The sequence below is a fragment of the Paenibacillus sp. GL_099_B genome, from assembly GCF_057835695.1.
On record NZ_CM174430.1, the window covers coordinates 4,773,621 to 4,800,466 of the forward strand.

Genomic DNA, 26,846 nt, shown 5'->3' on the forward strand with positions numbered 1-26,846 from the left:
ACTGCATAAATATACCGTTCAGATCACATGATTGTATCATTATTGTGGAAAATCAAGAGCTTTTCTATCCTGAAAATAAACGTAAGAATACTGGTTATTTCATTGAAAATGACATCCGGTCGGTTTAGTCGAAATAAACCGCTTTGCCTGTCTGAGCAGACTCGTAGATCGCTTCAAGGATCTGAGTAACCACGATGGCTTGTTCAGGTTTTACAACTGGATCTTTGTCTTCTATGATCGCTTCAAGCCACATTCTAGCTTCACGATCCGCTTCATTTTCTGCACTACCGGAATAAAAAGCAACCCCGCCTGCGTCCAGATCTACCTTAGTTTCAAACAGACGGCTGCGTTTCTCTCCATTGATACGCAGACCATCCTGCATATCCGCGCCACCTTCTGTTCCGCAAAGCAGTGATTTCGCTTCGCCGAACTCAGCTACATTTAGCGCCCAGCTGGACTCGATGATAATTGTAGCCCCATTCTCCATCGTCACAAAGCCGAATGCGGAATCCTCTACCTTGAATTGTTCCGGGTCCCACGGACCAAAAGCATTGGCCGCATTCTCACGTTGACCCAGCTTGTGGAAAGTTGAGCCCATTACACTCTTCGGCTTGTAATTATCCATCAGCCAAAGAGTCAGGTCCAATGCATGCGTACCGATATCAATCAACGGTCCTCCGCCCTGCTTTTCCTCATCAAGGAACACCCCCCAGGTAGGTACAGCACGGCGGCGAAGTGCAATCGCCTTACCGAAATAAATATCGCCCAGCTCGCCTTCTTCACACATTTGTTTCAGGTATTGGCTGTCATTGCGGAATCGGTTCTGATACGCAATGGACAACTTTTTGCCTGTACGTTGTGCGGCTTCCAGCATAGCCTGCGCTTGTGCAGACGTCTTCGCCATTGGCTTTTCACACATTACATGTTTGCCCGCCTCAAGAGAAGCGACTGTAATCACGGAATGGGAGTCGTTTGGTGTACACACGTGCACCACATCAATGCTCTCATCCTTCAGCATCTCGTGATAATCCGTATATACTTTGGCTCCCTCAGCACCGAATTCGGCTGCTGCCTCCTCCGCACGTTCTTTCACAATGTCACAGAAAGCGACCATACGGCCCTGAGATTGTTTGGACAGGCTGGGCATATGTTTACCTTTGGCGATTCCGCCACAACCTACGATGGCGATATTAAGTACTTTAGACATGAACAAGTCCTCCATTAGCGGCATATTTTCTAATCCAGTTCATACTGCTCTCGATGCTTTGCAGTGGAGGATTCTGACATACATCCTGTTCCACAACAAGCCACTCGGCTCCCGCCTGATCTGACGCTGTAGCTACAGCCCCCAGATCTACCTCGCCTTGGCCAAATTCCACTGTCAGGACTTGACCTTCTGAACGACGCATGTCTTTCCAGTGGACCAGTGGCAGACGTCCCGCATACTTCGCGATGACTTCAGTTGGCGGGTATCCTGCGGCGTGAGCCCAACACGAATCCAGCTCCACTTGCAGGTGGGAAGCGGTTACGGTATCATACATCGCGTATAACGCCGGCTGACCCTCAACCTGCTCTGTAAATTCAAAATCATGATTGTGATACATTAACACCATGTCCTGCGCTGCACATTTCTCACCAATCTCATTCAGGGAAGCAAATACGTTATCCCATTGCCGTTGTTCTTCCGACAGATAAGGGACAATCAGGTTTTTGTTTCCGATGGCTTTGTGATAAGCGATCACGCCATCGAGATCCTCAAGCAGACTATTGTACTGAACATGGGTACCCACGATCTCCAGACCGAATTCATCCAGAATGGCCCTTACTTCTTCCGGGCTATGCCCGTAAAAGTTGTGGAACTCTACGCCTTGATATCCAAGCTCTGCAACCTTGGCGAGTGTACCTTTGAAATCGCGCTCCAGTTCATCACGTACCGTATATAGCTGTAATCCAACCTTCAACATTTACCGGTTCACCTCATCCGAAATCAATTAGTGTGACTGTACAGCCTCTGACTGATTTTCATCTGTATTGTTTTCTGCTCCTGCTTGATAAGTGCTCTCCAGCTGGATGTGTTTGCCCTCAAGCGAGGAGCGCTGGAACGCATGCATAGCTTCAAGCACATGGTAGGCGAGCTTACCGCTGGCCTTGTGTTCGCGTCCGGCTCGAATGGATTCAACCATTTCGGTAACGCCGATTCCACGCTCGTTCTGTCTGCTTTCAAAAGCAGGCGTCACAGTCTCCCATGTGTCCTGACCGAATCTGCGCAGCTTCACTTCCCCATTAAAAAAGTTCGGGTCCGGTATACTCAATGTGCCTTCGGTACCGTAAATTTCAATTCGTGGCAAATCCGAAGCGCCCCGGATATCGAAGCTGGTGATCATTGTTGCAATGGCACCTTCCTCAAAATCAATCGTTCCTGCCAGATGTGTTGGTGTCTGTACCTCAAGAGGTGTACCTTCCTTCGGTCCGGAACCAATAACGCGATCTGTGATCTGTACACCTGCTGAGGAACTAATTCTGCGAATCGGTCCAAGGAGGGTAATCAGAGCTGTCAAATAGTAAGGGCCCATATCGAACATCGGTCCGCCACCAGCGACATAAAAGAACTCCGGATTCGGATGCCAAGCCTCCGGCCCTCCACCCATGAAGAATGAAGTTGCTGCAATCGGCTTGCCGATCTGTCCTTCTTCAATGGCCTTGCGCGCAGTCTGAATGCCCGATCCAAGGAAGGTATCCGGTGCTGAACCGACATACAACCCTTTTTCCTCAGCCAGTTCAATTACCTTGCGACCATCCTCAAGAGAGATTGCCAGTGGTTTCTCGGCATACACATGTTTGCCTGCTTCAAGCACAGCCAGATCAGTCATGGCATGACTGCCAGGAACCGTGAGGTTTAGCACAAGCTCAATCTCGTTATCTTGCAGCAACTCATCTACATTGTAAACGTTTGCGATATTGAATTCATCAGCTCGTTCTTGTGCCCGTTCACGGATCAAATCCGCAACAGCCACCACTTCAATGAGAGGATTATCCTTGAAATTTTCCAGATAAATGGCGCTAATGTTACCGCAACCAATAATGCCCGCTTTCATTTTCTCCACAGTGGTGTTCATCTCCTTATGAGTGGTGAGAACCTGTAACTTGCATATTTGTAATTGAAGGTTTTGCGCTTAATTGTTGCACTTGAATTTAATACTATGGTATTCCGTTTCGGCTTCAATTAAAATGAATAATATGATCGAAACATGAACTATCTGGTCATAATTTTCAAATTGCAAGGAGTATGCCAATGCCGACTGATTATTCCTGCCAGGTTCTTACAGCAGGCTTCTCGTTTCATCGCAAACCTTATATAGGCTTGCATCCTGAGGGAGTAAAGAATTACCTGATGAGGCTCCAGACGGACGGACGTTGCCGAGCCCGTGTAGACGGCACCATGTCGCTTGTTGATGCGGGTGATCTGCTTCTGTTTAGTCCGGATGAGCCATATGAACTGAGAATAGACAAAGAGCAAAATCCGATGGGCGAACGACTAGTGGAGAGTGGTGATTACCATATTTTCTTCAATGGGGACTGGGTGGATGAGTGGTGGAAACATCACAAGAGGCCGAACCGGATCAAGGTGCAGCTGACCGAAAGCCTGCTTACCCTGTTTCGACAGCTCGTACTGGAGCAGCGCCGTATTTCCAATCCTTACCCTGAAATCGCCAGTTATTATATGCGAATTCTTTGTCTTGAAGTGGATCGTATGCTCTCGGAGCATCCGACGAATACCAATACCAACTATGTGGCATATGAGATTAAAAGTTACATCGAGGAGAACGCTTCTTCTCTATTCAAGCTTGAAGATATAGCTACCCATATTGGAATCAGTGTCTCACGGGGAGTTCATCTCTTCAAAGAAGCGTTCGGTAAAAGTATTATGCAATATACACTGGATGTACGACTGAACATGGCCAGGGAACGGATCATTTTCAGTCCAATGACACTTGAACATGTAGCCGAATCTTCCGGCTTTAACAATTATACGTATTTCCACCGGGTATTCCGCTCCCGGTTCGGCATGTCGCCCAAAGAATTCCGCGTCATTCACCGGGAACAGATGTAATCGCTTCATTAATACGTATACGTATTATTCGTAACCGAAACCTATTTGCGCGCGGCAATCGCCTCGGATACAACCATAGCCAGGTCTTCATTACCAAACATGGATAGCACACCCAATACAGTGTCGTCAGGAATGTCACCGGCTTCCTCCTTGGATACAACTAGCTTCAGCACCTGCTGCAAACGCTCATTGCTCAGTTGTTCCGGGTAGGCTTGCCGGTACATCTCTTCCGGATCCAGTCCATGATTGACACACCACTGGGCAAATACCAGAATCATCATTTCCTCTTCCTGTTTATACGTCTCAATTACAGCTTCCTCAATTTGTTTGTTCCGTTCTTTTTCATATTCATCCATGGTATTATTCTTCCTCCAATATCGTTTAATGAATCATTGGTGCGGAAGGCTTCATTTACACTCCCGCACGACCTTCTGCAAGATTAACCGCGAATAAGCTGTTCGGCCAGGTCATGACTGTCCATGACGTGACTTGCACTTATGGCACAGTCATCCGGGGTTTCAAGATTTCCCAAAAATTGATCAATCGCTCCCGTGAATCCTCTTCGGGTCAAAATACTTTCCCAGCTGCCAAAGGTTTCCTTGCGTTCCTGTGCACCGCGTTCCTCATACTTCGCTATTTCCATGTTCAGCACTTCTACCGATCTTCCTCCGCCATACAGCTCAAGCTTCTCCAAATCCGCTCCTGCTTGGCGTACCATATCGAATCTGCCAAATGCCGTTCTGCCCAGCTTGGCTGATCCAGCCGCATGCAACAGTCGGTCCAAGTCATTTTTACGTATCCATTGATGGAGCAACTGCACATTGTGATCCGAATACCATAACATCAGGTCAAGAATATGAATCAGATCATCATAGATGGTTTCCGCAGCAGGACGATCCTGAATACCAGTCCGATGCTTAGTAACTGTCAGCGATTCAAATCCTTGTCCCGCCTGCATCCATTCCTTCGCGTTTTGATACAACGGTGCAAATCTCCGGTTAAAACCTACCGCCAAAAGAAGACCCTGTGCTTCCGCAAAAGCGGTCATTTCCTCCGACTCCCGCAACGTATAGGACAGAGGTTTGTCCACGTATACTGCCAGCCCGCGCTCCAAACATTGCATAACAATGTCAAAATGAGCTTCTGTCGCTGTATGTACAAACACCGCATCCAGATCCCAGGACAACAATTCTTTCATATCCGTTGTTCCATTGTTTAATCTATAGGTATGCTGTATTTCCTTGACCGGCTCGGGAGAACGGTTCATAATCCCCGCAATTTCCACGTTCGAGTGGGCAGTCAACAGCGGCAAATATACTTTACGTGCAATATCCCCGAGTCCGATGATCGCAGCACGGGTTCGCTTGGTTGTTTCCATTATGATCATTCCACCTTCAGATGAGTTCTATATTTCTACGTCCTATAGTGTAACCCTTCAGACAGCAACATGCCAGTGATTGCAGCTAGAACCGGCACGAATTGTCCATCCTTTGGTTGAACGTGGTAAACTTTAGAGAGAAAGCAATACGGATTGGGATACAGTAAGACCTTCCTGGTCTGAAAGGAGCGTTTGGGATTTTGCGAAAATGGGTATGGCTCCTCTTATATGTTTTACTTGCCGGAGTCACGTTTATTTACAGATATGAACTACTGGCCTGGACCGATCTGCATCAGTCCATTCCAATTCTACTCGCTATGGCGACGTTGTTTGCTCTTATACCCGTAATTCCGTACAAAATCGTCATTATTGCCTTTGGCTATAGTTACGGTACCGCAACAGCAGCCTGGATATGCTGGCTTGGGACCACGATTGCTGCACTGCTGGTATACACCGGAGCAAGAACGATATTCCGAAATCAGGCCAGATCCTATCTCGAACGCATTCGGGGTTTGAATCGGTTTACAACATGGATGGAGGCTCATCCCTTCATGGGTATCGTGTCTATGCGACTGCTGCCCATCGTTCCCCAAATGGCGGTTAATATCTATGCGGGCATTACCTACACCCCATTCTGGATCTTCATGGTTGCGACGGCGATTGGCAAACTGCCTGCGATTTTTGTTTTTGCCTATGCGGGTGCACAAGCAGAAACATCAATCTGGGTGAGCCTGCTAATCCTTGCCGGTTATCTGGTGTTCATGACGATAATATTGCTCTTGTTTCGCTTACGCTCTCGTAAAAAAGTCTAAGTCGGAACAGTCAGAAACATTTCAGACTCATCCTCTTTACGATCCTGCTTGGTTGGCTTGCCAATTCGGGATATAATAGAAGAGTAAGCCAAAATATCATTCTTCATCAGAAATGGAGTGACTATAGCATGGAACAACATACTAGTGAAAAAGCAACTTTTGCAGGCGGGTGCTTCTGGTGTATGGTATCCCCCTTCGAGGAACTACCCGGTATTCATAAGATTGTATCGGGATATACAGGAGGACATACGGAGAATCCAACATATGAGGAGGTCTGCTCGGAAACGACAGGTCACGTAGAGGCCGTTCAAATTACGTTCGACCCTGCCATCTTCCCATATGAGAAACTCGTTGAATTGTTCTGGCAACAGATCGACCCAACAGATACGGGTGGACAATTCCATGACCGTGGATCATCTTATCAGACAGCCATCTTCTATCATAGTGAAGAACAACGCCAGATCGCAGAAGCTTCCAAAGCAGCTTTGGCACAAAGCGGACGTTTTGACAAACCAATCTTCACACCGATTTTGCCAGCGAAAACGTTCTATGAAGCAGAGGAGCATCACCAAGGTTACCATCACAAAAACCCTGCGCACTACAAACGGTACCGTAAAGGTTCTGGACGTGAAGACTTTATCGAACGTAACTGGTCCGGCAAAGTGGATAAAGACGGCCTGAAGGAGCGTCTGACGCCGCTGCAATATGAAGTTACCCAAAACAACGCAACCGAACCAGCGTTCCATAACGAGTTCTGGGATCACCACGGTGACGGAATTTACGTGGACATCGTATCCGGTGAGCCATTGTTCAGTTCCACCGACAAATACGATTCAGGCTGCGGCTGGCCAAGCTTCACCCGTCCACTACGTGACTACAATGTGAAGGAAAAAACGGATCTCAGCCACTTCATGATTCGTACCGAAGTGAGAAGTCGTGAAGGGGATTCCCATCTGGGTCACCTGTTCAACGACGGCCCTGCCGAAGCTGGTGGAATGCGTTATTGCATCAATTCCGCAGCCCTTCGTTTTGTACCCAAAGAAGATCTTGAAAAAGAAGGATATGCCGAATACGCCGTACTGTTTAATTAAGTAATGGTTCATTGAAGTACGTATTTAAGAAGCGCTAGCGAATCGACCGCCTCTTAAGAGGACAATTCACTTGAAATGCTAATTTTAAAGAATTTCAGTCACGTTATTCCGGTGAAAACTGCGGAACAGCCTGAAGCAGCGTGTAAAGCGATGAAATAACGTCTCTCCGATTCGTTACATTACAAACTTGAGGCAATTGAAGCTATTAACTTGTGCTCCGTTCGTTAGACATTAATTAAGACTAAAAAAGGGACTTCCCGTCATCTTCATGACGCATGGGAAGTCCCCTTTCTTTTTTTTGTATATAGATTGGAATTAGCTTACATCGTACTCACAATCCAGCCGATCCAGTAAGCAAATGGAATCAATAACAACTGCGCTAACAATGTGCCAAATAAACGGGATACAAGCATACAGCCATAGATCTGATTCATTCGATCCAGCCGGATTTCACCACGCAGAGATTTGTCGCTAAGCAACGAAATACGAGGATCAATCAGGATGGTTAACAGAATGGTTGCTACTCCATTAATGAGTCCGGTGGATTGCGAAGCAGCTACAGCCTGCCCCGGATAAAGATAAGCAGCGTACAGACTGGATAGAACTCCTGTCGTATAGATTGCTGTCACCGCTATGTTCAACGTCATTAGACGTCTGGGCATTCCGTTGTGTACCAATAACTTTGCCATTTTCCATGATGGCGGGGTAATATAATACATCGCGTTTTTGAGCTTGCTGCGCTTCATTAGACCTCGAACCATGGATGGAATCGATCCTGCCGCCTCAAAATGAACGACCATTCGGGAAGCGAGTTTGACCATCGTTGGAAAACTTAGAATAGCCAGGGCTGTTCCTACCGTAGCCGCACCCATTAGCCAGTGCAGTTGTGCTGCAAAGTGGGGATTCCCTCCATTCGTCGCAGTATCCACGAGATTACCTACCATCGGCCCTTGGGCCATATTGGAGGTACGCGACACCAGTAGCAAAATTCCAGACAGAGATAAGGCCAGCGCTATTCTGCGAGTACGTAATCCTCCAAGGCGTAGCGCATAGGACAGACTGTCAGCCGCATGAATAAGCATCGTAAACAACATAGGAATGGCTAGGCTCAAACTAAACATATGTAAATCTCCTTATCTTTTCTTTTTCTCATTATGCTTCTATTGTAATTTCAAGTATGGAAGCATTATACTCCTCATCCACATAAAAGTATAGAAAGGGCAGAGAAGCTGAACAGTAAAATGCACCAAAACTACATGATATGCTTCAAGGTTCTCCACAATAATCGTTTATTCAACCAGGTAAAGGGTAATATACAATAACTTATATTGTACAGGAGGGAATCAATATGCCGTGGAACAAACAGGATTATCCCGTTTCTATGAAAAATCTGGAGCCTCGTGTCAGACATAAGGCCATTGAGATTGCCAATGCATTGCTGGACGACGGTTATGAGGAAGGACGCTCCATTGCAATCGCGACTGCCAAAGCGGAAGAATGGGATGAGAATCATCCCCCATCGAAGAATTCGAAGCAGGCTACAAAACATACTTCATCAGACAGCAAATCGGAGCATGGAAAGTCTTCCTCTCCACGCCGTCATTCCGAGCCCGTCTCTTCTTCCAAAAGCCATGATAACATTCATGTCGTTCCTACTGACTCCGGCTGGGCCATCAAGGAAGAAGGTCAATCCAAATCTCTAGCTACGTTCCGAACCAAAGCCGAAGCTGTGGATGCTGCCAAAGAAAAGAGTGAAAAACAGAACATTCGGGCTATTATCCATAATGAAGATGGGCAAATTGCCTCTTCCCTTAAGCCTTAAGTGAATCTGTTCTAAAATAGGATATATCGTGAATGTATTACGTTATTTTTTTAATGAAGGCAAGCAAAAAAGCCCTTTCGCCGCTAATGGAATGATTCCCATCAAGCATGCAAAAGGGCTTTGTGTTTGGTATGAGGCCAGCCCACCTTATTCAAACAACATTCATTTCGAATAGGGTGGTCGTTACGTTTAATGCGAAACACCTCTAGCCACCGGAGCTCGTTGTGTAGCACCGCTGACTACTTTGGCTGCAGTCGACACGGGCAGTTTCACAGCTGAGGTCGTAACCGTCCGGCGAGCCGGGAAACTGACCATGTACGTAATCACCTTACTGGCAATCCATACGGCCAGAATGGTATATAAAGTTTCTTTTACCGGTAGAAAGAAAAGCGACAATCCGAGCACAAACGCATCGCTGACAAAGAAAACCGTTCCCAGCTTCCAGCCCTTCCAACGGCTAATGAGCACCGCCAGAATGTCATCTCCACCTGTCGCTCCTCCGAATCGTAGTACCATGCCAGCTCCCACGCCGGTAATAACACCGGACAGGACTGCCGGAATCCACAGATTACCGTGAAACGGAATGACCAAGGTAGAGTACCGCTCAAACCCGTCATAGAACAATGAGAATGCGGCCACACCCAGCAGCGCCTGAATCATGAACTTCCAGCCCTTGAGGAACCAGGCCAGAATCATGACTGGAATATCCAGCAGTAGCATGCCGATTGCAGGTGATAAGCCTGTCGCGTACTTTCCAAGCAGGGCCAGACCGACAAATCCGCCCTCCGATAAATGATTCTGAAAATTAATGTGATAGTAGGCAAATGCCAAGATAAATGTTCCGAGCAGCATAATGGCGAACTTTCCCGCCTCTGTCTTAACTTGTTGTAAGGTTAACGATGTTCTCTTCATTCAGGTTCCCTCGCAGTTTGTAAAGGTTGGTTTGCACCGACCGTACCCTGCAAAAGGCAAGCCTGGAAGAAATCATCGTATTTGTCCTTCGAATATTATTCATTCCAATCCCCTCTTTCGCAGAGTCAGCCGTTTTTTTCTTTACGGTGGTGTACTCTACAAGGGGCGCTAAGTGTAAGAGAGATCGTAACGTTTCCAGATCGTCCTTGGGGAAATTATCCTTCGGGAACTCATGGTATCCTGATCCTTTCTGTCTGTTGGTGGTTAGCTATGCCAATTAAACTGATAAATATTACACCTTGCATAAGACCATATAAACTTTACACTTAACCACTTCGATTGCAATACCCTCTTTCGATCGCTGTTATCCCCGGATTTTTTGATTCCCTTTTCCAAAGGAGAAAATCCGGGGATAAAGGCGAGCGCTTCGCTTCTCCAGACGGGTTCTGCACTCTACGTTCTCGTGTAAAAATTTAGTTCACCTTATATAGACATGTGTAATGTTCAATTCAGTTTAAAAATCTAAGCTAACTTGCTTGTTCTTCTATTATATAACACCGATGTGATTGGGTCGAAACAGCAGACCCTTCAAATATGCGCAAAAAGCACACTCTGGCCTGCTTGAGCCGCCAACCAGCCACACCAGGACAAGCTTCTCTAACTAATGGTGCTACCTGCTCCTTCATTCTATGACTGAAGCTTCCAAATATAACTGTCCAGTCACCCAACTGTGACAATTTGGGTCCATTTTTTTATTTTTCCACGGATTTTAAAGGAATCATTTGCCTCTTGCACATACACTATAGCAAATGTAATCGGCTTATCTTGGGTCCAGCTAAACGTTTCCAGACTTACTCTGCTGTTTATGGTATAATATAACAATTGATTCCCACTACCGTTTAAGCGAGGCGGATTGATGAAAACGTTAAAGCCAAGAGTCTTTATTGGCTGCTCGCTGGAAGCGAAGCCGATTGCAGCCGCAGTACACGAAAACTTGCGTTTCTCGGCCGAAGTTACCCCTTGGTACTCCGGAGTTTTTAATCCAAGCAGTTATACCATGGACGATCTGGAAACAGAAGTTCGTACGACTGACTTTGCCATTTTTATTTTTCATCCGGATGATATATCGAAAATTCGCGGGAAGTACTATGCCTCTGTCCGTGATAATACAATGCTGGAAATGGGTTTGTTTATGGGTCGGCTAGGACGAAAGCGTATTTTTTTCATTCTCCCTGAAGATATTACGGACATCAAAGACGCTTCCAAGATCGAAGGTTTACGCATGCCTACAGACCTGCTGGGTTTAAATCCTCTGGTTTATGAAATTCGTTCAGACGGGAAATGGGCGCCAGCCGTCTCGGTGGCCTGTTCCAAAATCGCAGACAGCATTGAAGAACAGGGACGATGGAGCGATCCCGAAGTGGAAAAAATCATTGAGAAACACAAGAGGTCTGAGGGCGAAGCCCGGTTACAGTTGCTCAAGCTGCTGCGATTCTTCAGGGAGTTACTGCGTACCCGCAAAGCAGATTCGGTTATGTTGGAGCGAATGAGCGATGCACTTCGCAGTGCATTTGTATCCCTTCCTCCATTTGCCGTGCGTGGGACTGCCATATACCGTACAGATGACAGTGGTCATATTGAACAATTATGTGGTAATGTTGGGGAACCGGGGAGAAAATATAACTTGTCCGCCAACGACGACAAACAGCCTGATGATCCGAAGCGAATTCTGGTTATTGATTCTTACCGGGAGAACAAAATCAAGATCAATCTCTACGACGACTACCTTGAGAAAGAGTATCTGCTATGCTATCCTGTAGCCAAGAGGTATGTAATCACGGTCCATATTATTGGACATATTGAAGCGGATGAGGCGATATTTCAGCAGATGGATTTGGAGAACCGTCATCTGTTCAACGCCATCAACGATTTGTTAGGAGGCGAACCGGAATGAAACCGGAAACGAAAAAAATAAGCAAGCGCTGGGGCAGCGAGAAAAAGGTACGCCTCAGTTCTGCGCCCGAATCATCACGACCGGTTCCGGAACCCAAAGAAGAAGATCGTTTCCACAAACCGGCCGTACCGCTAACTACGATTGGCCCTTCCCTGAAGGGTAAAGAAAGACCTTACAAAGTGATTCTGGAAAAAGAGGCTCTTTACGAGAAGCCTCAGTATCTGGCTTAACCGCTTTATGCTCATATACAACTCTGCCGTCTGGTTCGGCAGATCATCTGGCCCCGCCACCCAAGGCAGGGGCTTTTTTGTTGCAACACTTTGACAACTCTTACTAACCTTCGCTAGTACCAACCAAAAGCTCTTCATCTCTTCCTCTGATGCATTAAGTCGTTTTCTTTATGCCCTTAGGTTTCCTGCAAAACCCAAATATTATACCTTATTTTGGAGAAGGCCTGTCCCTATTTCACCGCCTACAACCTCAGCATGAATCACATATGGGCTACTTCCAATATTTCTCGGTTGTATTGTGTATCATCATTGCATATATTGATTATAATATAAGAACATACGTTCTGTAAATAAGAACATGTCCGAATTCAAGGTTAAGGAAGTGAAAGTATGTCATCATCCCCTTCCGCCCCATCCCCTGCGGATGAAGACCACCGATTGATTAAAAGCATGGTTGTACGCACCCTGCTGCTGGATGTGCTTGAACGGGATATTCGTACACTGGATACGTTGCAGCTCAAAATGCCAGAGGTCTACATTCTGTCTCTAACCCGCATTCAGAATGATGTACTTAAGGAAATGCTGACGCTTCGCAAACAGATGAGAACTCGTGGTGTCAAGGTTCTGGAGGAGAAACGGCAAGTTGATGGAATCGAAACCCAGTATCTGTGCAGAGGATATTTGCAGCGTTTCTATATGCTGTGGACGTTCGCGCGGAATGAAGTCAAAAAAGAGCTTAGTCGGCATCTGGATATGGATCTGACCCAGCCGTTATAGCTGATTCATCTGCTTAATGTACCCGTCATAGTTTGAATTCACATTTCTTAGTCCACTTACTCCTCAGACTCCCCATCCTTCTGCCTAAGCGAAAGAGGTTGACCCCGGAAGGTTGCGTTCATTAAGATGGAATAGACATGTCTGTACATTCTGTTCAGACTTGTAATGAAAATTGATTCCTATAAGCAAACAAGCCTGCCAGCCATTAACGGCGGACAGACTTGTTCATTGGAATTGCTTTCAACGTCTTATCAATCAAGGAGCTGTACTTCATGGACTTGAATTCGCATTTAATTAATAATCAAACACCCGCACATACAGGCATTGCCGCAGATGTTACTGAGCTGATCGGCCAGACACCTGCCGTTAGACTGAACAGACTTACAAGCAGCGATTCCGCTGACGTATACGTCAAGCTGGAATATTTCAATCCCAGCGGTAGTGTCAAAGACCGTGCCGCCTATAACCTGATCGTTCAGGCTGAACGGGCAGGACTGCTGCTTCCCGGCGCAACCATTATCGAACCAACCAGCGGTAATACCGGCATCGGTCTTGCAATGAATGCTGCTGCCAAGGGATATAAGGCCATTCTGATCATGCCGGACAACATGTCCAAGGAACGCATCAACATTCTGAAAGCCTATGGCGCAGATGTCGTACTTACACCTGCTGCGGAACGGATGCCTGGCGCGATTCGCAAGGCCAAAGAACTTCAGGCCGACATTCCGGGAAGCTTCATTCCCCAGCAATTTGAGAATCAGGCGAACCCGGACATCCACCGGATCACCACGGCTCCCGAAATTATGCAACAGATGGAAGGCAAGCTGGACGCCTTCATTGCCACGGCGGGAACAGGTGGTACGATCACCGGAACGGGAGAAGAACTGCGCAAGCAGCTGCCGGACATTCGTATCTATGCGGTAGAGCCGAAAGGTTCACCTGTGCTGTCCGGTGGCGAGCCCGGACCCCACAAGCTCGTCGGTACAAGTCCGGGATTCATTCCGGACATTCTGAATACCGACGTGTGGGATGCCATTATCCAGGTGTCCGATGAGGATGCACTGGATACGATGCGGCAGCTTGCTGCCCGGGAAGGGCTGCTGCTCGGCCCTTCCTCTGGCGCTTCGGTGTGGGCCTCCCTTCGCATCGCGAAGGAACTGGGGCCGGGACACCGGGTGCTCTGCATTGCGCCCGATACCGGGGAACGGTATTTGAGCATGGGTATTTTTTAACAAAGAAAACTCTTGCACAAGTCAAAGGCTCCCCTCCAAAATGAGCGCTTGATCACAGCCGGACGTTGAAGCCGCAGCGTACAAGTACTTACTTCTGGAAAGGGAGCCAGTTAAGTTAAATATTCTAAATATGAATGTGAACTAGTGAGTCAGGGTTGTCCATTCTACACCTTCGGGAAGCAGAGCCGCAATGCGGTCTTTGGCTTCCTTTTTGCTGTATAACGATTCATCGAGAATCGCGGCGGTACCCGAATCACTGCTGGTCCGAATCAAACGTCCCAGACCTTGCTTCACACGCAGCAGCATGTATGGAAGATCGATCTCTTCATAAGGTGCCGCTGAGGCTGTACGTTTTGCATTAAATACAGGGTCCTGTGGTGGATACGGAAGCGACCAGATCATCACGTTGGATAATGACGGACCCGGAACGTCCAGCCCTTCCCACAGATTAACGGAGCACAGCACACTTTCCTCATCCTGCTGGAACGCCGCAATCAGATCACTGATCTCCCGGTCGCCCTCATACATAAAGCGCAAACCTTTTGCTTCAGGTACATGAACGATGTCCTGCTTGAATGCACGCAATTCCTCCATCGTACGGAACAGGATTAGTGCACGGCCCCCACTCTCCTGAAGTAAAGACACAGCATCCCGCATGCGATTTTCGTTCTCCGGGTGGCCTGGGAGGGCCTCATTCGTAATCTTCATCCGCATTTTGTCCGCGTAATCATATGGCGAAGCGACCGAGAAGGATACAAAGTCTTCAATCCCCAGGCTGTCCGCCACATAACGGAATGAACTATCCACAGATAGCGTTGCAGAGGAGAACACGATTGGAATGCCTGTGTTGAACACACGCTCGTTCAGCATTTCCTTCACCGTACGCGGCATGATTGATAAGGTCGTCTCGTCTTCACTCTCTTCCGCCCAGCAGATGTACCCATCTTCCTTGCGGAACAAAGCAAGCGCAGACTGAATCATATCAAGATGTTCTTCCACGACACGCATCTGGTACCCATCCAGCGAGAACAATCCACTTTCAAATACCAATTCTTCGCCGATCGCATCCAGCACACTAGTGAGACGTTCAATCTCACGCAGCAATGGCGGCTCTACCCGAACTTCTTTCCGTTCCGATCCCGGAATTGCCACCGTATACGTATCCAGCAACGCAAACAGTCGCTCACTGCTCTCAATCGCTTCATCCACACGCTCCGCGAGGGATTCACGAATCTCTCCTTCAAGCAGGCGAGTCACGAGTTCCTCAAAGATACGGTGTTTCAGCTTGTAGCTCAGTGCGTTCAGGGCTGCTTCTTCCAGCAAATGTCCTTCATCAAATACAACCGAGCTGTGATCTGGCAGCAGTGGCAATTGTCCCTCGCGTTTGCGCGCATCATAGGTCCACACATGCTCCATATAGTAATCATGGGAACAGATGATGATGTCCTTGGAACGGCGGTAGTGGTCACGTGATAGCGTCAGACCACAGCGTTGACGTTTGGGACAAACGAAGCAATCTTGGAACGGGTCCCAGTTAATTTTGTTCCACTGACGATCATTCAGATGTGGATACTGTTTTCGGTCACCATACGGATGGAATGCCTGAAGCGTACCCGGCGTATTCACAAAATCCGGAAGGCTCTCATGCACTTCTTCAATGACAGGTGCATCCTCATCGGCAAATCGCACCGCACTTAATTTGTTCAGACAGACGTATTGGTCAGGTGACTTGCCCAGACGTGCGTCCACTTCCAAGTCCAGATGTGCAGCCAGCTTCGCAATATCTCCGCCCGGCTTCACCAGTTGTTCAATCAATGACTCATCGGCACAGGCGATTACCGCCGGTTTACCCGTATAACGAGCATAACAGACCGCGTAGAGCAGATAGACTAATGTCTTGCCTGTTCCCACACCAGCCTCAGCCATAATGGTCTTTTTATCTCCATAGGCCCGTTCTAGCTGGTACGCCATAAAAATCTGTTCATCCCGTACCTCGAAGCCGGACTCAGGCAAAATATCGTAAAAAACATCGGCAACCCATTCCCCTAAACGGGATACAAAGGGCTCTGCCGGATCATATGCAAAAGGATAACGTTGTGTAGACAATCCTAGGTCAGCCTCCATTCTTAGACAAGCGGTCCAAATTTCATTTTCCGTTCCAAAAAGGCCGCTGGGCAAAAGTTAATTATCCCACGCCATGAGGTGGGTGACAAGCTTTTTTTAATGAAAACGATGTATAGAACCGGCTTGCAGGGAAAATATATATTCGAATCCATCATAAGGAAAGGCGGTGCTCCATGAATCATCAGTCTTCACAACCTGAGCATTCCTCAGACAAGGCACCTGAGACATTAACGGATCGGCAAGGCCATCCCATCACGGACAATCAGAATGTACGAACCGTTGGCAGCCGCGGACCGACTACGCTGGAGAACTATCATTTTCTCGAAAAGATTACTCACTTCGACCGTGAACGTATTCCAGAACGGGTGGTTCATGCCCGCGGCGCTGGTGCTCATGGCGTATTTGAAGCGTATGGAACGGCCGGTGATGAACCGGTATCGAAGTACACACGTGCACGTCTGTTTCAGGAAAAAGGCAAACAAACGCCCGTGTTCGTTCGCTTCTCTACCGTTATACATGGCGGACATTCACCGGAGACCCTGCGGGACCCGCGCGGATTTGCTGTAAAATTCTATACCGAAGATGGCAACTGGGATCTGGTGGGTAACAATCTGAAAATCTTTTTCATTCGTGACCCGCTTAAATTCCCGGATATGGTACACGCCTTCAAGCCAGACCCGTTAACCAATGCACAGGATATGGAGCGGTTTTTCGATTTTGTATCGCTAAGTCCTGAAGCTACCCATATGATTACGTTTCTCTTCTCCCCTTGGGGAATTCCGGCCAACTATCGACAAATGCAGGGGTCGGGCGTCAATACATACAAATGGGTGAACCAGGAAGGCACAGGCGTGCTCATTAAATATCACTGGGAACCGCTCAATCAAGGCATACGCAACCTGCTCCAAAAAGACGCTAGCGATATTCAGGGGCAGAACTTTAACCACGCTACACTCGACCTGTATCACGCCATTGAACAAGGAGATTACCCGGAATGGGAATTGTGCGTTCAGGTTATGGAGGACGGCGAGCATCCAGAACTGGATTTTGATCCGCTGGACCCAACCAAGCTGTGGCCGCCAGAGCAGTTTCCATTTTTGCCGGTTGGGAAAATGACGCTAAACCGCAATCCCGAAGACTACTTTAATGAAGTGGAACAAGCAGCGTTTGGCACAGGTGTACTGGTGGATGGATTGGATTTCTCGGATGACAAACTGCTGCAAGGACGCACCTTCTCCTACTCGGATACCCAGCGTCACCGGGTCGGTGCCAACTATCTGCAACTGCCAGTTAATGCACCCAAAAATCGGGTTGCCACCAATCAGAGCGGCGGGCAGATGCAATATCAGGTCGATCGTGCACCAGGTCAGAATCCACATGTCAATTATGAACCTTCCTCGTTGGGTGGGTTAAAGGAAGCAACTCCACGCGGTAAGGAGCATGAACCTCTTATTGAGGGTCGTCTTGTTCGTGAAAAAATTGAGCGTACCAATGACTTCGGACAAGCTGGTGATACCTACCGTTCGTTTGAAGATTGGGAGCGAGATGAGCTGATCAGCAATCTGGTAGATGCTTTAGCCACATGCAAACCGGATATCCGCGAGCGCATGATCTCCCATTTCACACAAGCGGATGCCGATTATGGACGCCGGGTAGCGGAAGGATTATCCGCCGTCTCAACGGATGACAGTGCCACGGTTCAGCCCAAGCATGAGCCCACAGTGGAACAGGCCGCCAAGCGCAGTCATGAAGCAGATCCATATTAAGCACTGGCTGGTTTAGTTAAGGCGTATTTTAAGGTAAAGGACATGTTATATAGAAACGTATAGGTTCGTTAATTAACCCTCGGTAGCAAAGACTGCTTAAGCAGCTGCTATCGAGGGTATTTGGCGTTTCAACCTGTGCAGACTGTGAGCTGATCATGTGGGCCCCTTCTATTTTAAATATTTATAAGGTTGATTTCGGATGATTGGAGGTATGGATCATGCCGTTTGCTAAGAAAAGGGGCTCTTTCTAAGTTCATTTCAGATGATCCCCTGTTAAATGAGGGACATGAACTGAGCGCAAGATTATGCGTTACTCATATGAATTTCCATTTCCGACCAGTTATACGAGGCTTGTCAGCAGGTTGAGTCCATCTGATCAAATGATTATTGATGATAACGTTTACAACATTTACCATGAACCTGTGTCCTCTAGGACTTCATTTCCCAATTACTAAGGAGGTTTGCTTAATGAAATTATTCCCAATCACTTCTGTTCATGCATCATCTCAACGTTCGCTGAAATCGAAAATGACTCACATCTGCCTAAGTGCCGCGTTCCCTCTATTATTGCTCGGCGGTGGATCGGCTGGTGCGGCGGAATTGATCTATAGCGGACTGCAAAATCCCTCTGATTCTGTGGCTACCTCCAGCACCGCACTCGCTGCAGGTGATCTATATGTCGCTCCTGGGGGCTCGGCTAGCAATCCCGGAACCCTCGCGAGTCCTACGTCACTGGCTAACGCGTTGACCCAGATCGCACCTGGCAAAACGATATATCTGCGCGGTGGCACCTACAGCTTCTCGGAAACGGTTACGATTGAACGAGGCAATAGTGGTACATCGGGACAACGCAAAAATCTGGTGGCGTACGGATCGGAAAAGCCTGTCTTTGATTTCTCCGCCCAAGCCTTCGCTTCCACCAATCGCGGGCTACAAATGTTCGGAGACTACTGGCTCGTCAAAGGGCTTGAAGTGAAGGGTGCGGGCGACAACGGTATCTTTATCGGGGGCAGTTACAACCGTCTGGAACAGATCGAAGCTCATCATAACCGGGATACCGGTATCCAGCTCGGACGTTATGCCTCTACTGCGGCAAACAGCGAGTGGCCTGCCTATAACGAGATTATCCGCTCCTATTCCCATGATAACTATGATCCGGATGACGGAGAAGATGCAGACGGTTTTGCCGCCAAATTGACGGTAGGCCCGGGCAACCTGTTCGATGGTTGTATCGCTGCCTATAATGTAGACGATGGCTGGGATCTGTACAGCAAAACAGATACAGGCGCCATTGGCGTCGTGACGATCCGCAACAGCCTCTCCCATCACAACGGGCAGACTTCGGATGGTACATCCACCACCAATAGTGACGGTAACGGCTTCAAGCTGGGCGGCGAGAAAATCGCGGTGAATCACATTGTGGAGAACAGCATTGCTTTTCAAAATAAAAAGCACGGCTTCACCTATAACAGTAATCCCGGTTCCATTCAGATGAAAAATAATACGTCCTGGCAAAATGGTCAAAGCAACTTTGCCTTTGATTTAGGCACACATATCTTCACCAACAACCTGTCCTTCGAAGGCGGCGCCAGCGACAAAACCAGTGGAACCGACGTCAGCAGCACCAACGTCTGGTGGAAAAACAAAAAGAGCGTCAACGACAAAGGCCTACTCGCCATCGCAGCCGACTTTGTCTCCCTTGTGCCTTCGGTGACACGCAGCGCGGATGGAACGCCTGTCTTGGGTAATTTCCTGAAGCTTGCGAACGGGAGTGATCTGATTGGGTCGGGTACGCCTTCAGGTACGAATATTGGTGCGCGGTAGGTTGTAGTTAGACAGGTGTAGGTAATAAGTGCGGGATTAAACACAAAAGCCCCTTTCCATGCCAGCCTGATCGGTGGTAATGGAGAAGGGGATTTTGGGGTTTGAATGATCGGGCAACCAACAGTTAATGCTAGTTGCTTATGTTTTTCAATATTTTAGGGCTGGTTTTGAAAGGTTACATCTGCCCTGCTCGCGTATAGGTTGGGTTAATCGTTTGCGCTCATGCTCTGCACAAAACCTCGATCATCAGCCTACCGCCTGTGCGGAAACCTTGCTCAAATGCTGCTTCCACGTACATGGACGTCGATTGCCCGATTAAGTCTACCAATTCTTCCAATGCATCATATTCGTTCTCCGTATGCTGTGTCTTATAGTTCTGCATCAGGTCCGATATGCGGCGATTGATCTCCTGATACTCGGGATGCTCAGGATGAATCGACTCGTCCAACCGCAGGTTTCCGTGAAACAAATCCTCGATCAGGTTTGACATGTTATCCTTCATGGTACGGTCACCTCAGGGATATTGTAACTCAGGGGATGAGGTGTGATGGGCATTTAGCGGAAAATCCGCTAGTATAACTGCGAACGTGACAAGTGGGACATCCCAACCGCTATATTAATAAAGTGGATCATCCTCTATCTAGTCGGATGTGTCTGCCGAAATATCATCTTCGAAATCCATCCAGCAGACCATTTTCCCTAAGGAACCGCTGCTTGAATATTATGTTATCTAATGCCGATTCTCCTTTTAATTGTTAATCAAGGAAGTGGATTTTCGTTTTCCCACCTCTCAACTGCTCTTGTCTAATGTGAATGGCGTCTAATTTTGAAGCGAAAATATTTATTTTTTGAAAGCTAGAATACACCGCTGAGTATTAACCTCCAAGCCTTGTTACCGCACCACAACTAACAGTACAATAATTCCGAGACAAGTCAGCCAGCTTACTGGGTGACCGAAATTTAATCCCCAGCCGACTCCGAACCTTTTCTCGACCATTAGGTTTGGATCTTTGCGATTGAAATAAATCATACCTAATAGCCATTTATCATCATCATGGACAGGTCTGACATTGGAGGAATCGTCAGACCGCTCCAAGCGGCTTCCGCCCTGACCAGCCCAGAACGATAAGGCGAAGGCGTATAGGATGATAAAAGCTATTATAATTAGGATAATGGGGATAGCGAAATTGATGTTAAGTAGAGATATCATGTTTAGTTGCACAACGGAAAACAGGATAACTATTAAGAAGCTTGCTGTAATCATAAAATATGACCAAGTACGGTGGAATGTTACGTCTTGTCTGATGGAACGGTTAGGATCAGTGGGTTGAACCTGATGCTTCACTCTGCGAATACTCCAATTCTCAAATATGAACAAAAGTGTTATGAACACTTGCATTATCGTAGGCATAAACACAGAACTATAAGATTTAGCTGCATAGCGGTCTACGTTCCAGCTGCTGTTGAAATGGATCGGAATCTGATCAGGAATAAGATCGTAGTTGCGTAGCACAGTTAGAATACTAACACCAATAATTAAAAAATGAATGAGGAACCAATTACTAGACAAGCCAATGTTTCTTTCCCGAAATTCAGTGTCCACTGCCATGATCGATGGTTCCGGAGCAATAGGCAGCATAGGTAGTAAACTTTTCATTTTGAAATGATAGCTAATGTTTATGACTAGGGAGATTACGACCATGGCGAGTGAATAAGTGACAATGATCCAACTTTGTTGCTTGGAATGTTCAACGTATATTAGGCAGATGATGCAAACAATGAATAGGATGGTATGTAAGGTAGCACTAATCCTAGCATATGACTTCCGCATCTGGCGCAGAGGCTCACTGTGGAATTGTGCAGCGCTGACGGTGACCCCAAAACTAATCGTCTCTCTTGTTAAATAAGGCATGCTTACCATGAGTAGAATGGTAGGTACAAATACAAAGATCATTACCATAACAGGCATTATCGTCATATCATTCGCCTCCTCTTACACATAAGTGTGTATTCGAAAAGTCTATAACCCTTATAGCATAGGCGATTCATCACTATGCCTTTTTGCGTATGATTATCCTATTAAATTAGGATAGGTAATCGACTTGAACATAATTTTAATTATAATCGCTTTTAGTGACTACAAGGGCGAAATTAACAATTTATCCAGATTTTTTGTTACGTAGAGTTACTCATCTGACAACTGCAAGATGTACATCAAATCCATCGCTGTAAAACTAGCTATTTCTCCTCTGAATATATAAATACATAATTACTCTCGTCCGACTTCTCTTCTGAAAAAACAAACTCTAACCGATCAAATCCCTTTATACCCTCCACATCTGTAATCTTACGCTCTGTCATATATCGTACCATCTCACCTCTGGCCATTTTGGCCCGGGTTGCCTTTTCAACAAGCTTCCCATCGACCATTTGTCCGAACACACAAGTGATCATCCGGGTTTCCTCATTCAGGAAAGGCGTGATGTTTTTGCTATACTCTTTGGAAGCCAGATTCAGAATACAGTCGCTTTCCGATTGAAGCTGATCCGCCAATTTGCTACCCCAGAATTGATAAAGGGATTTGAACCCCGGACCTTGCAGCTTGCCCTGCATCTCCAACCGATAAGGGGTAACCCCATCCAAAGGCCGTAACATGCCATAAAAACCGGATAATATGCGTAAATGCTGCTCCACATACTCCAGTTCCTTATTTTGAAAAACACCCGGAGCCATATACTGATACTGGATTCCCTCATAGGCGTAGATGGCTGGGGTAAGATTTGCTTTTATATTCATATTCCGGATCCGCTCCACGTTCTGTTCGGCGATTGCATCGTTACACTTCCACATTGCTTTGAGTTCATCATAGGTTAACTTTTGAAGCAAACTGAGTAGCTGTTCTGATTCGTTTATAAAATGCGGCATCTGTGCCATAGCCATAAGATCGGTATCGATCTTCATCTTTTTAGCTGGTGATATAATAATTCTCATCGTGCTGATCCATCCTTAATCTACCGTTGTTATTGTCGTTATTCATTGTACAGGATTGGCTAGGTGAATCCAATGTCAAGGCTTAAATAAATCCATCATGGTACCTTTGAAAAGACTCAAAAATGAACAAGTCAGCCCACGATTGGACCGGCTTGTTCATTGGAATTCAACACATTAAATTGTTGAAAAAGCAAAACGTGCATTTCAAACCGCTAATTAGGGTGTTACGCTCCCCGTGCCGCTATTTTGCTCTGTTTTTGTAGTCGGCAATTGAATCATTGGCGTATTTGACCCACTTACATATGGAAGGGCTCCATCCCATTTCTTGATGGTTTCATATTCAACGAGTTGACTCGATAATGATTGTTGAAGCTCTTTATTTGCTTTAGCTTGACCTTCTGCTTCGATCAATAGTTTGTCTGCATTACCTTGTGCTTCCACGCGCTTACGATCTGCTTCTTTTTTGGCGATCTCAAGTTCAGTCGTTTTACGTTCCAGTTCTTGAGAAGCTTCGACACGCTTATCGATTGCTTCCTGAGTCTTAGCGTCAGGTTGAGGAACACCTACGGTAACGTTAGATACAATAAAGCCTAACTCTTTAACGTCGTCAGAAAAACGTTGTTGGACATCCACTCCTGCTTCGGATGACTTCTCACCATAAACATCAATTACTGTAAACTTGGAAATACCTTTACGAGCTGCGTCACGGAAACGTGTTTTGAGATATGTATCCTCAATTTCTTGAATGCTAATTGGTCCAAATGTATTAAATATAGAAGATACTTTACTTGGTTCTACTTGGTAGTTGTAAGCAAAATCAATTGTGATGTTTTTCCCATCAGAAGTTGCAATCTGAATATCTCTGTATTCAACCGTTTGAATTCGGATCGGATATTTGGTTACTTTATCAAACGCTCCAACGAGTTTCCACCCTTGACTTAGTGTACTATCTTTTACGCCTCCATTGGGTGAATAAACGACCCCAACATATCCATTAGGAATTCGTGTTAAAAAGAAGGTCACCAGTAACACTCCCACAATAATAACTACTGCAACCGCAATAGCCCCTACTTTAAACGTCTTTGAATTTTCCATCACCATTCTCCTCTTGTTTGAATTTATTGTATTTCTTCAGCAGTCTACCACCTATTTTATTGAATAGCGGGAACATTAATGACCATAGAATAAATGCTAGGATAAAGATTAAAATGATCCCCCCAATAAATGGCATATTCGTCCTCCCCTCTATGGATGTAACCGAGTACAAATTTATAAATAGCAACTAATTATATCCTCCTTTATATATACTTTGTAAATTCGTATTCGGTTTCAATGATTTCCAGTACTTGAACTACCATTAGGTAAAGTAGAGAAGAAAATGGTGAGTGTGAGACGTCCATTACCCGGTTATCCATATCAAGAAAGTGATCATCATTTCATCTGGATATTATGGATCAGGAGTGAGTTGTCCCTTGCTCTTCTCTGTAGGTGACTGTCCTACTGTCACAAAAAAAGCCGCCATGTAGGCGACTTTGATGCTACCCTCTAACTAAAATAGTTAAGCTACGATAGGTATTGATGTTCAATCGGTGTGCGTTGTTTCAGTTAGGCATTGAAAGCTTAGATCCAATTGGAGCATTTAATCATTTAGCAGCCGCAGCCATTTTCGTAATCTTGTCGGCAATATCTTCAGCCTGTAAAAGGGATGAGAATGAATCCGCCGCAAAATATTTTTCCATTTCAATCTCAATTACATGATGATTTTTGACCGCATCTAAGGATGTCCACGTCACTGGGAGCTTGGGTGGCTCTTTGCCTTCAACACTAAGCACAATGACGTAGTCGCCTACATAATCGTTTACAGTCTCCCATGACACTTCAATACGGTCCTCTTTTTTGTCGATGATTTCACTTTTTACTTTAGGAGTTGGATTTAGTCCCAAAATATCGTATGTAGCTCTTCCTCCACGCTCGCCTGCATTGCCAATCACCATCAAAAATTTGTCTACAGTTATATAATCCACAATGGAGATCGTTGCATCTTCAGGAATTACATTTCTGATTTTATTGCGGGCAGCTTCCGTACGTTTTTCAAAATCTTCATTCCACTTTTTAGCTTCTTCTTGTCGACCCAGGATATCGCCCATGGCTGTGATTTCTTCCTGAATCGTAGAGTACTTGCTTGTCTCAAATACAACGGTCGGTGCAATTTTGGAGTAACTTTCGTAGGCCGCGGTATTCCATGTAATGATGATATCTGGAGTCAAATCCAATACCTTCTCTAAAGAGATGCTCCCCTCCAAACCAATATCTTGAACCGTGTCAGGTAAATAAGGTTTTAGAAACTTGGCAAAGTTCATTTGTGTACTGGACGCTCCAACAGGCGTGACCCCTACAGCCAAGACTGGCCCTAAATCCCAGTCAACAACAACACGTTTGGGATGTGCTGGAACACTAACTTCACCCATGACCGTTGATACTTTCCGCATGCTCGTATCTTCTTTGGCCTCATTGGTAGGCATATTTTGAGTAGACTCTGCACTCTGTTTTGAATTTCCACCTGCTGATCCCTGGGTATTATTTTGACTGGAGTTCCCATTCGTGCATGCTGCAAGCATCAATGTAAAACATAACATGAGTGTTAATACCATCTTCGATCTTGTTCCTCTATACATCTGTCTATCCCCTTCTGTTTTGTATTGATAATGATTATCATCAATAACATAACAAGTAGAAGAATGTTTGCCCATAGAGGATACGAACCCTTCCCATGGACTATCTGAATCACCTAAGCTCTCCTTCATTTTCTTTTTATATTGCCCTGGCGTCATCCCGACCTGCTTCTTGAACAGACGTGTAAAATAAAAAACATCACTATAACCTACACTTGAAGCAATCTCCTGTGCAGTGGCATCTGTCCGAATCATTAATTCTTTTGCTTTAGCCATCCGCGCCTGAATCACGTATTCGATAGGACTTCTGCCCGTACGAAGTTTAAACTGTTTCGATAAATATTGAATGCTATAATTCCATTGTTCAGCCAAGGACTCAAGAGAAATAGATTCATTAAAATGTTCGTGAATGTACTGGATGATCTCTTCTACCATATCCTTTTCCTTTGAAGTAACTCCTTGAAGCTTCAGTTGCTGGACTAGTGTATATACGAACTGGTAAAAAAAGATTTTCACATGAAAACGTTCAAATACCTGTCTTCGGCTCCATTCCTCATACATTGAATCCACATGGCGATATAGATTAAGCGGAGCAAGAGGCTGGTAGGCATACGGTAGCTGAAAAGGGTTGTTCATGTCATAGTTGTTCTGAATTTCTTTGCTAGCTTTGGGTGACATACTACCTCTATATAAAATGTAATAGTACGTGACCTCATCTTGCCCGGCCTCGATCCTGATTCTGCTTCCTTTTCCTGCATGTAGTAGATAAAACCGTTTAAATATATGTATATCTTCATCTAATGAAATGGAGCCTTGTCCTTGCACGATATATATAAAACCACTGACTGGGAGATGGTACTGCTGCTTCCCCCCGCTACTTATTACAATTTGGCGAATATCCACCAGCTGAATCGATGAATTGTCCCACATTTGAATATACTCTTCCCAGTTCACTATTTTTCTCCCCCGTTTGACCACATACTGAACCTAATATTCAGTAAGAAATCCCTTTATAATTCACTTTGACTATATTCGATAACGATAATCATTGTCAATTAGAGAGCGACTTAAAGGCAAGGAGAAAATCCCCGTAACTCCCTAAGAACCAACAGAACCCCGGCAGCACGTCTGCATTCAGCAGCGCACAACC

The 26,846-nt window shown here is 46.1% G+C and carries 24 protein-coding genes; 10 read left to right on the plus strand and 14 right to left on the minus strand.

Features of this window, described 5'->3' with window-relative positions; all coding sequences use genetic code 11:
- Positions 1-124: 124 nt before the first annotated feature.
- The 3 genes from AC3ITG_RS21700 to AC3ITG_RS21710 are packed head-to-tail and all read right to left on the minus strand — an operon-like array spanning position 125 to position 3,104.
- The gene (locus tag AC3ITG_RS21700; protein ID WP_489251327.1) at positions 125-1,207 is read right to left on the minus strand and encodes a Gfo/Idh/MocA family protein; all 1,083 of its coding nucleotides are present in this window, start codon (positions 1,205-1,207) and stop codon (positions 125-127) included.
- On the minus strand, positions 1,200-1,964 hold the full coding sequence (locus AC3ITG_RS21705; protein WP_413372446.1) for a sugar phosphate isomerase/epimerase family protein: 765 nt from the start codon (positions 1,962-1,964) through the stop codon (positions 1,200-1,202). The genes AC3ITG_RS21700 and AC3ITG_RS21705 overlap by 8 nt, the downstream gene beginning before the upstream one ends.
- Before the next feature lie 27 nt (positions 1,965-1,991).
- Positions 1,992-3,104: a Gfo/Idh/MocA family protein gene (locus AC3ITG_RS21710; RefSeq protein ID WP_489251328.1), complete on the minus strand. Its 1,113-nt coding sequence runs from the start codon at positions 3,102-3,104 to the stop codon at positions 1,992-1,994.
- A 188-nt stretch (positions 3,105-3,292) separates the two neighbouring features.
- Here AC3ITG_RS21710 and AC3ITG_RS21715 point away from each other — a divergent pair, with 188 nt between their 5' ends.
- On the plus strand, positions 3,293-4,111 hold the full coding sequence (locus tag AC3ITG_RS21715; RefSeq protein WP_489251329.1) for an AraC family transcriptional regulator: 819 nt from the start codon (positions 3,293-3,295) through the stop codon (positions 4,109-4,111).
- A 41-nt stretch (positions 4,112-4,152) separates the two neighbouring features.
- On the opposite strand, the gene AC3ITG_RS21720 is transcribed toward AC3ITG_RS21715, so the two are convergent.
- Together AC3ITG_RS21720 and AC3ITG_RS21725 are read right to left on the minus strand one after the other, a co-directional pair.
- Positions 4,153-4,467, minus strand: coding sequence for a hypothetical protein (locus AC3ITG_RS21720; RefSeq protein WP_379441304.1), 315 nt, complete (start codon positions 4,465-4,467; stop codon positions 4,153-4,155).
- 83 nt (positions 4,468-4,550) lie between these two features.
- Positions 4,551-5,489 carry a Gfo/Idh/MocA family protein gene (locus AC3ITG_RS21725; RefSeq protein ID WP_489251330.1) on the minus strand — a complete coding sequence of 313 codons (939 nt, stop codon included), beginning with the start codon at positions 5,487-5,489 and terminating at the stop codon, positions 4,551-4,553.
- Positions 5,490-5,689: 200 nt separating this feature from the next.
- Here AC3ITG_RS21725 and AC3ITG_RS21730 point away from each other — a divergent pair, with 200 nt between their 5' ends.
- The gene (locus AC3ITG_RS21730) at positions 5,690-6,301 is read left to right on the plus strand and encodes a TVP38/TMEM64 family protein (protein WP_489251331.1); all 612 of its coding nucleotides are present in this window, start codon (positions 5,690-5,692) and stop codon (positions 6,299-6,301) included.
- A gap of 128 nt (positions 6,302-6,429) precedes the next feature.
- Positions 6,430-7,392: a peptide-methionine (S)-S-oxide reductase MsrA gene (msrA, locus tag AC3ITG_RS21735; protein ID WP_163755087.1), complete on the plus strand. Its 963-nt coding sequence runs from the start codon at positions 6,430-6,432 to the stop codon at positions 7,390-7,392.
- 320 nt (positions 7,393-7,712) lie between these two features.
- Here the strand turns inward: msrA and AC3ITG_RS21740 are convergent, their stop codons facing one another.
- Positions 7,713-8,513 carry a lipid II flippase Amj family protein gene (locus AC3ITG_RS21740; RefSeq protein ID WP_163755090.1) on the minus strand — a complete coding sequence of 267 codons (801 nt, stop codon included), beginning with the start codon at positions 8,511-8,513 and terminating at the stop codon, positions 7,713-7,715.
- A 227-nt stretch (positions 8,514-8,740) separates the two neighbouring features.
- Between AC3ITG_RS21740 and AC3ITG_RS21745 the strand changes: the two genes are divergently transcribed.
- Positions 8,741-9,214: a DUF2188 domain-containing protein gene (locus AC3ITG_RS21745; RefSeq protein ID WP_489251332.1), complete on the plus strand. Its 474-nt coding sequence runs from the start codon at positions 8,741-8,743 to the stop codon at positions 9,212-9,214.
- Between the two features lie 189 nt (positions 9,215-9,403).
- Here AC3ITG_RS21745 and AC3ITG_RS21750 read toward each other — a convergent pair whose 3' ends face one another.
- A complete protein-coding gene (locus AC3ITG_RS21750) occupies positions 9,404-10,126 on the minus strand; it encodes a YitT family protein (protein ID WP_163755094.1) in 723 nt (240 codons plus the stop codon).
- 916 nt (positions 10,127-11,042) lie between these two features.
- On the opposite strand from AC3ITG_RS21750, the gene AC3ITG_RS21755 reads away from it, so the two are divergent.
- From AC3ITG_RS21755 to cysK, 4 genes are all read left to right on the plus strand, one after another.
- The gene (locus tag AC3ITG_RS21755; protein WP_163755096.1) at positions 11,043-12,080 is read left to right on the plus strand and encodes a nucleotide-binding protein; all 1,038 of its coding nucleotides are present in this window, start codon (positions 11,043-11,045) and stop codon (positions 12,078-12,080) included.
- Positions 12,077-12,310 carry a hypothetical protein gene (locus AC3ITG_RS21760; RefSeq protein ID WP_064636670.1) on the plus strand — a complete coding sequence of 78 codons (234 nt, stop codon included), beginning with the start codon at positions 12,077-12,079 and terminating at the stop codon, positions 12,308-12,310. Before AC3ITG_RS21755 ends, AC3ITG_RS21760 begins: the two co-directional genes overlap by 4 nt.
- 390 nt (positions 12,311-12,700) lie before the next feature.
- Positions 12,701-13,087, plus strand: coding sequence for a YhjD family protein (locus AC3ITG_RS21765; RefSeq protein ID WP_064636668.1), 387 nt, complete (start codon positions 12,701-12,703; stop codon positions 13,085-13,087).
- 272 nt (positions 13,088-13,359) lie between these two features.
- Positions 13,360-14,319: a cysteine synthase A gene (gene cysK, locus AC3ITG_RS21770; RefSeq protein ID WP_489251333.1), complete on the plus strand. Its 960-nt coding sequence runs from the start codon at positions 13,360-13,362 to the stop codon at positions 14,317-14,319.
- A 141-nt stretch (positions 14,320-14,460) separates the two neighbouring features.
- Here the strand turns inward: cysK and AC3ITG_RS21775 are convergent, their stop codons facing one another.
- Complete coding sequence (locus AC3ITG_RS21775) at positions 14,461-16,443, minus strand: ATP-dependent DNA helicase (RefSeq protein WP_489254510.1); 1,983 nt, start codon at positions 16,441-16,443, stop codon at positions 14,461-14,463.
- 173 nt (positions 16,444-16,616) lie between these two features.
- Between AC3ITG_RS21775 and AC3ITG_RS21780 the strand changes: the two genes are divergently transcribed.
- Both AC3ITG_RS21780 and AC3ITG_RS21785 read left to right on the plus strand, forming a co-directional pair.
- Positions 16,617-18,209, plus strand: a complete 1,593-nt coding sequence (locus tag AC3ITG_RS21780) for a catalase (RefSeq protein WP_489251334.1) — start codon at positions 16,617-16,619, stop codon at positions 18,207-18,209.
- Positions 18,210-18,677: 468 nt separating this feature from the next.
- Positions 18,678-20,033, plus strand: coding sequence for a right-handed parallel beta-helix repeat-containing protein (locus tag AC3ITG_RS21785; protein WP_489251335.1), 1,356 nt, complete (start codon positions 18,678-18,680; stop codon positions 20,031-20,033).
- Between the two features lie 220 nt (positions 20,034-20,253).
- Here the strand turns inward: AC3ITG_RS21785 and AC3ITG_RS21790 are convergent, their stop codons facing one another.
- From AC3ITG_RS21790 to AC3ITG_RS21815, 6 genes are all read right to left on the minus strand, one after another.
- Positions 20,254-20,535 carry a DUF6809 family protein gene (locus AC3ITG_RS21790; protein ID WP_090810723.1) on the minus strand — a complete coding sequence of 94 codons (282 nt, stop codon included), beginning with the start codon at positions 20,533-20,535 and terminating at the stop codon, positions 20,254-20,256.
- 390 nt (positions 20,536-20,925) lie between these two features.
- Positions 20,926-22,011, minus strand: a complete 1,086-nt coding sequence (locus AC3ITG_RS21795) for a DUF1648 domain-containing protein (protein WP_489251336.1) — start codon at positions 22,009-22,011, stop codon at positions 20,926-20,928.
- 260 nt (positions 22,012-22,271) lie between these two features.
- Positions 22,272-23,024: a peroxide stress protein YaaA gene (gene yaaA, locus AC3ITG_RS21800; protein ID WP_489251337.1), complete on the minus strand. Its 753-nt coding sequence runs from the start codon at positions 23,022-23,024 to the stop codon at positions 22,272-22,274.
- Between the two features lie 216 nt (positions 23,025-23,240).
- Complete coding sequence (locus AC3ITG_RS21805; protein WP_310853672.1) at positions 23,241-24,119, minus strand: prohibitin family protein; 879 nt, start codon at positions 24,117-24,119, stop codon at positions 23,241-23,243.
- A complete protein-coding gene (locus tag AC3ITG_RS21810) occupies positions 24,097-24,255 on the minus strand; it encodes a DUF8570 family protein (RefSeq protein WP_449007225.1) in 159 nt (52 codons plus the stop codon). The genes AC3ITG_RS21805 and AC3ITG_RS21810 overlap by 23 nt, the downstream gene beginning before the upstream one ends.
- A 412-nt stretch (positions 24,256-24,667) precedes the next feature.
- Positions 24,668-26,650, minus strand: coding sequence for an AraC family transcriptional regulator (locus tag AC3ITG_RS21815; protein WP_489251338.1), 1,983 nt, complete (start codon positions 26,648-26,650; stop codon positions 24,668-24,670).
- Between the last annotated feature and the right edge of the window lie 196 nt (positions 26,651-26,846).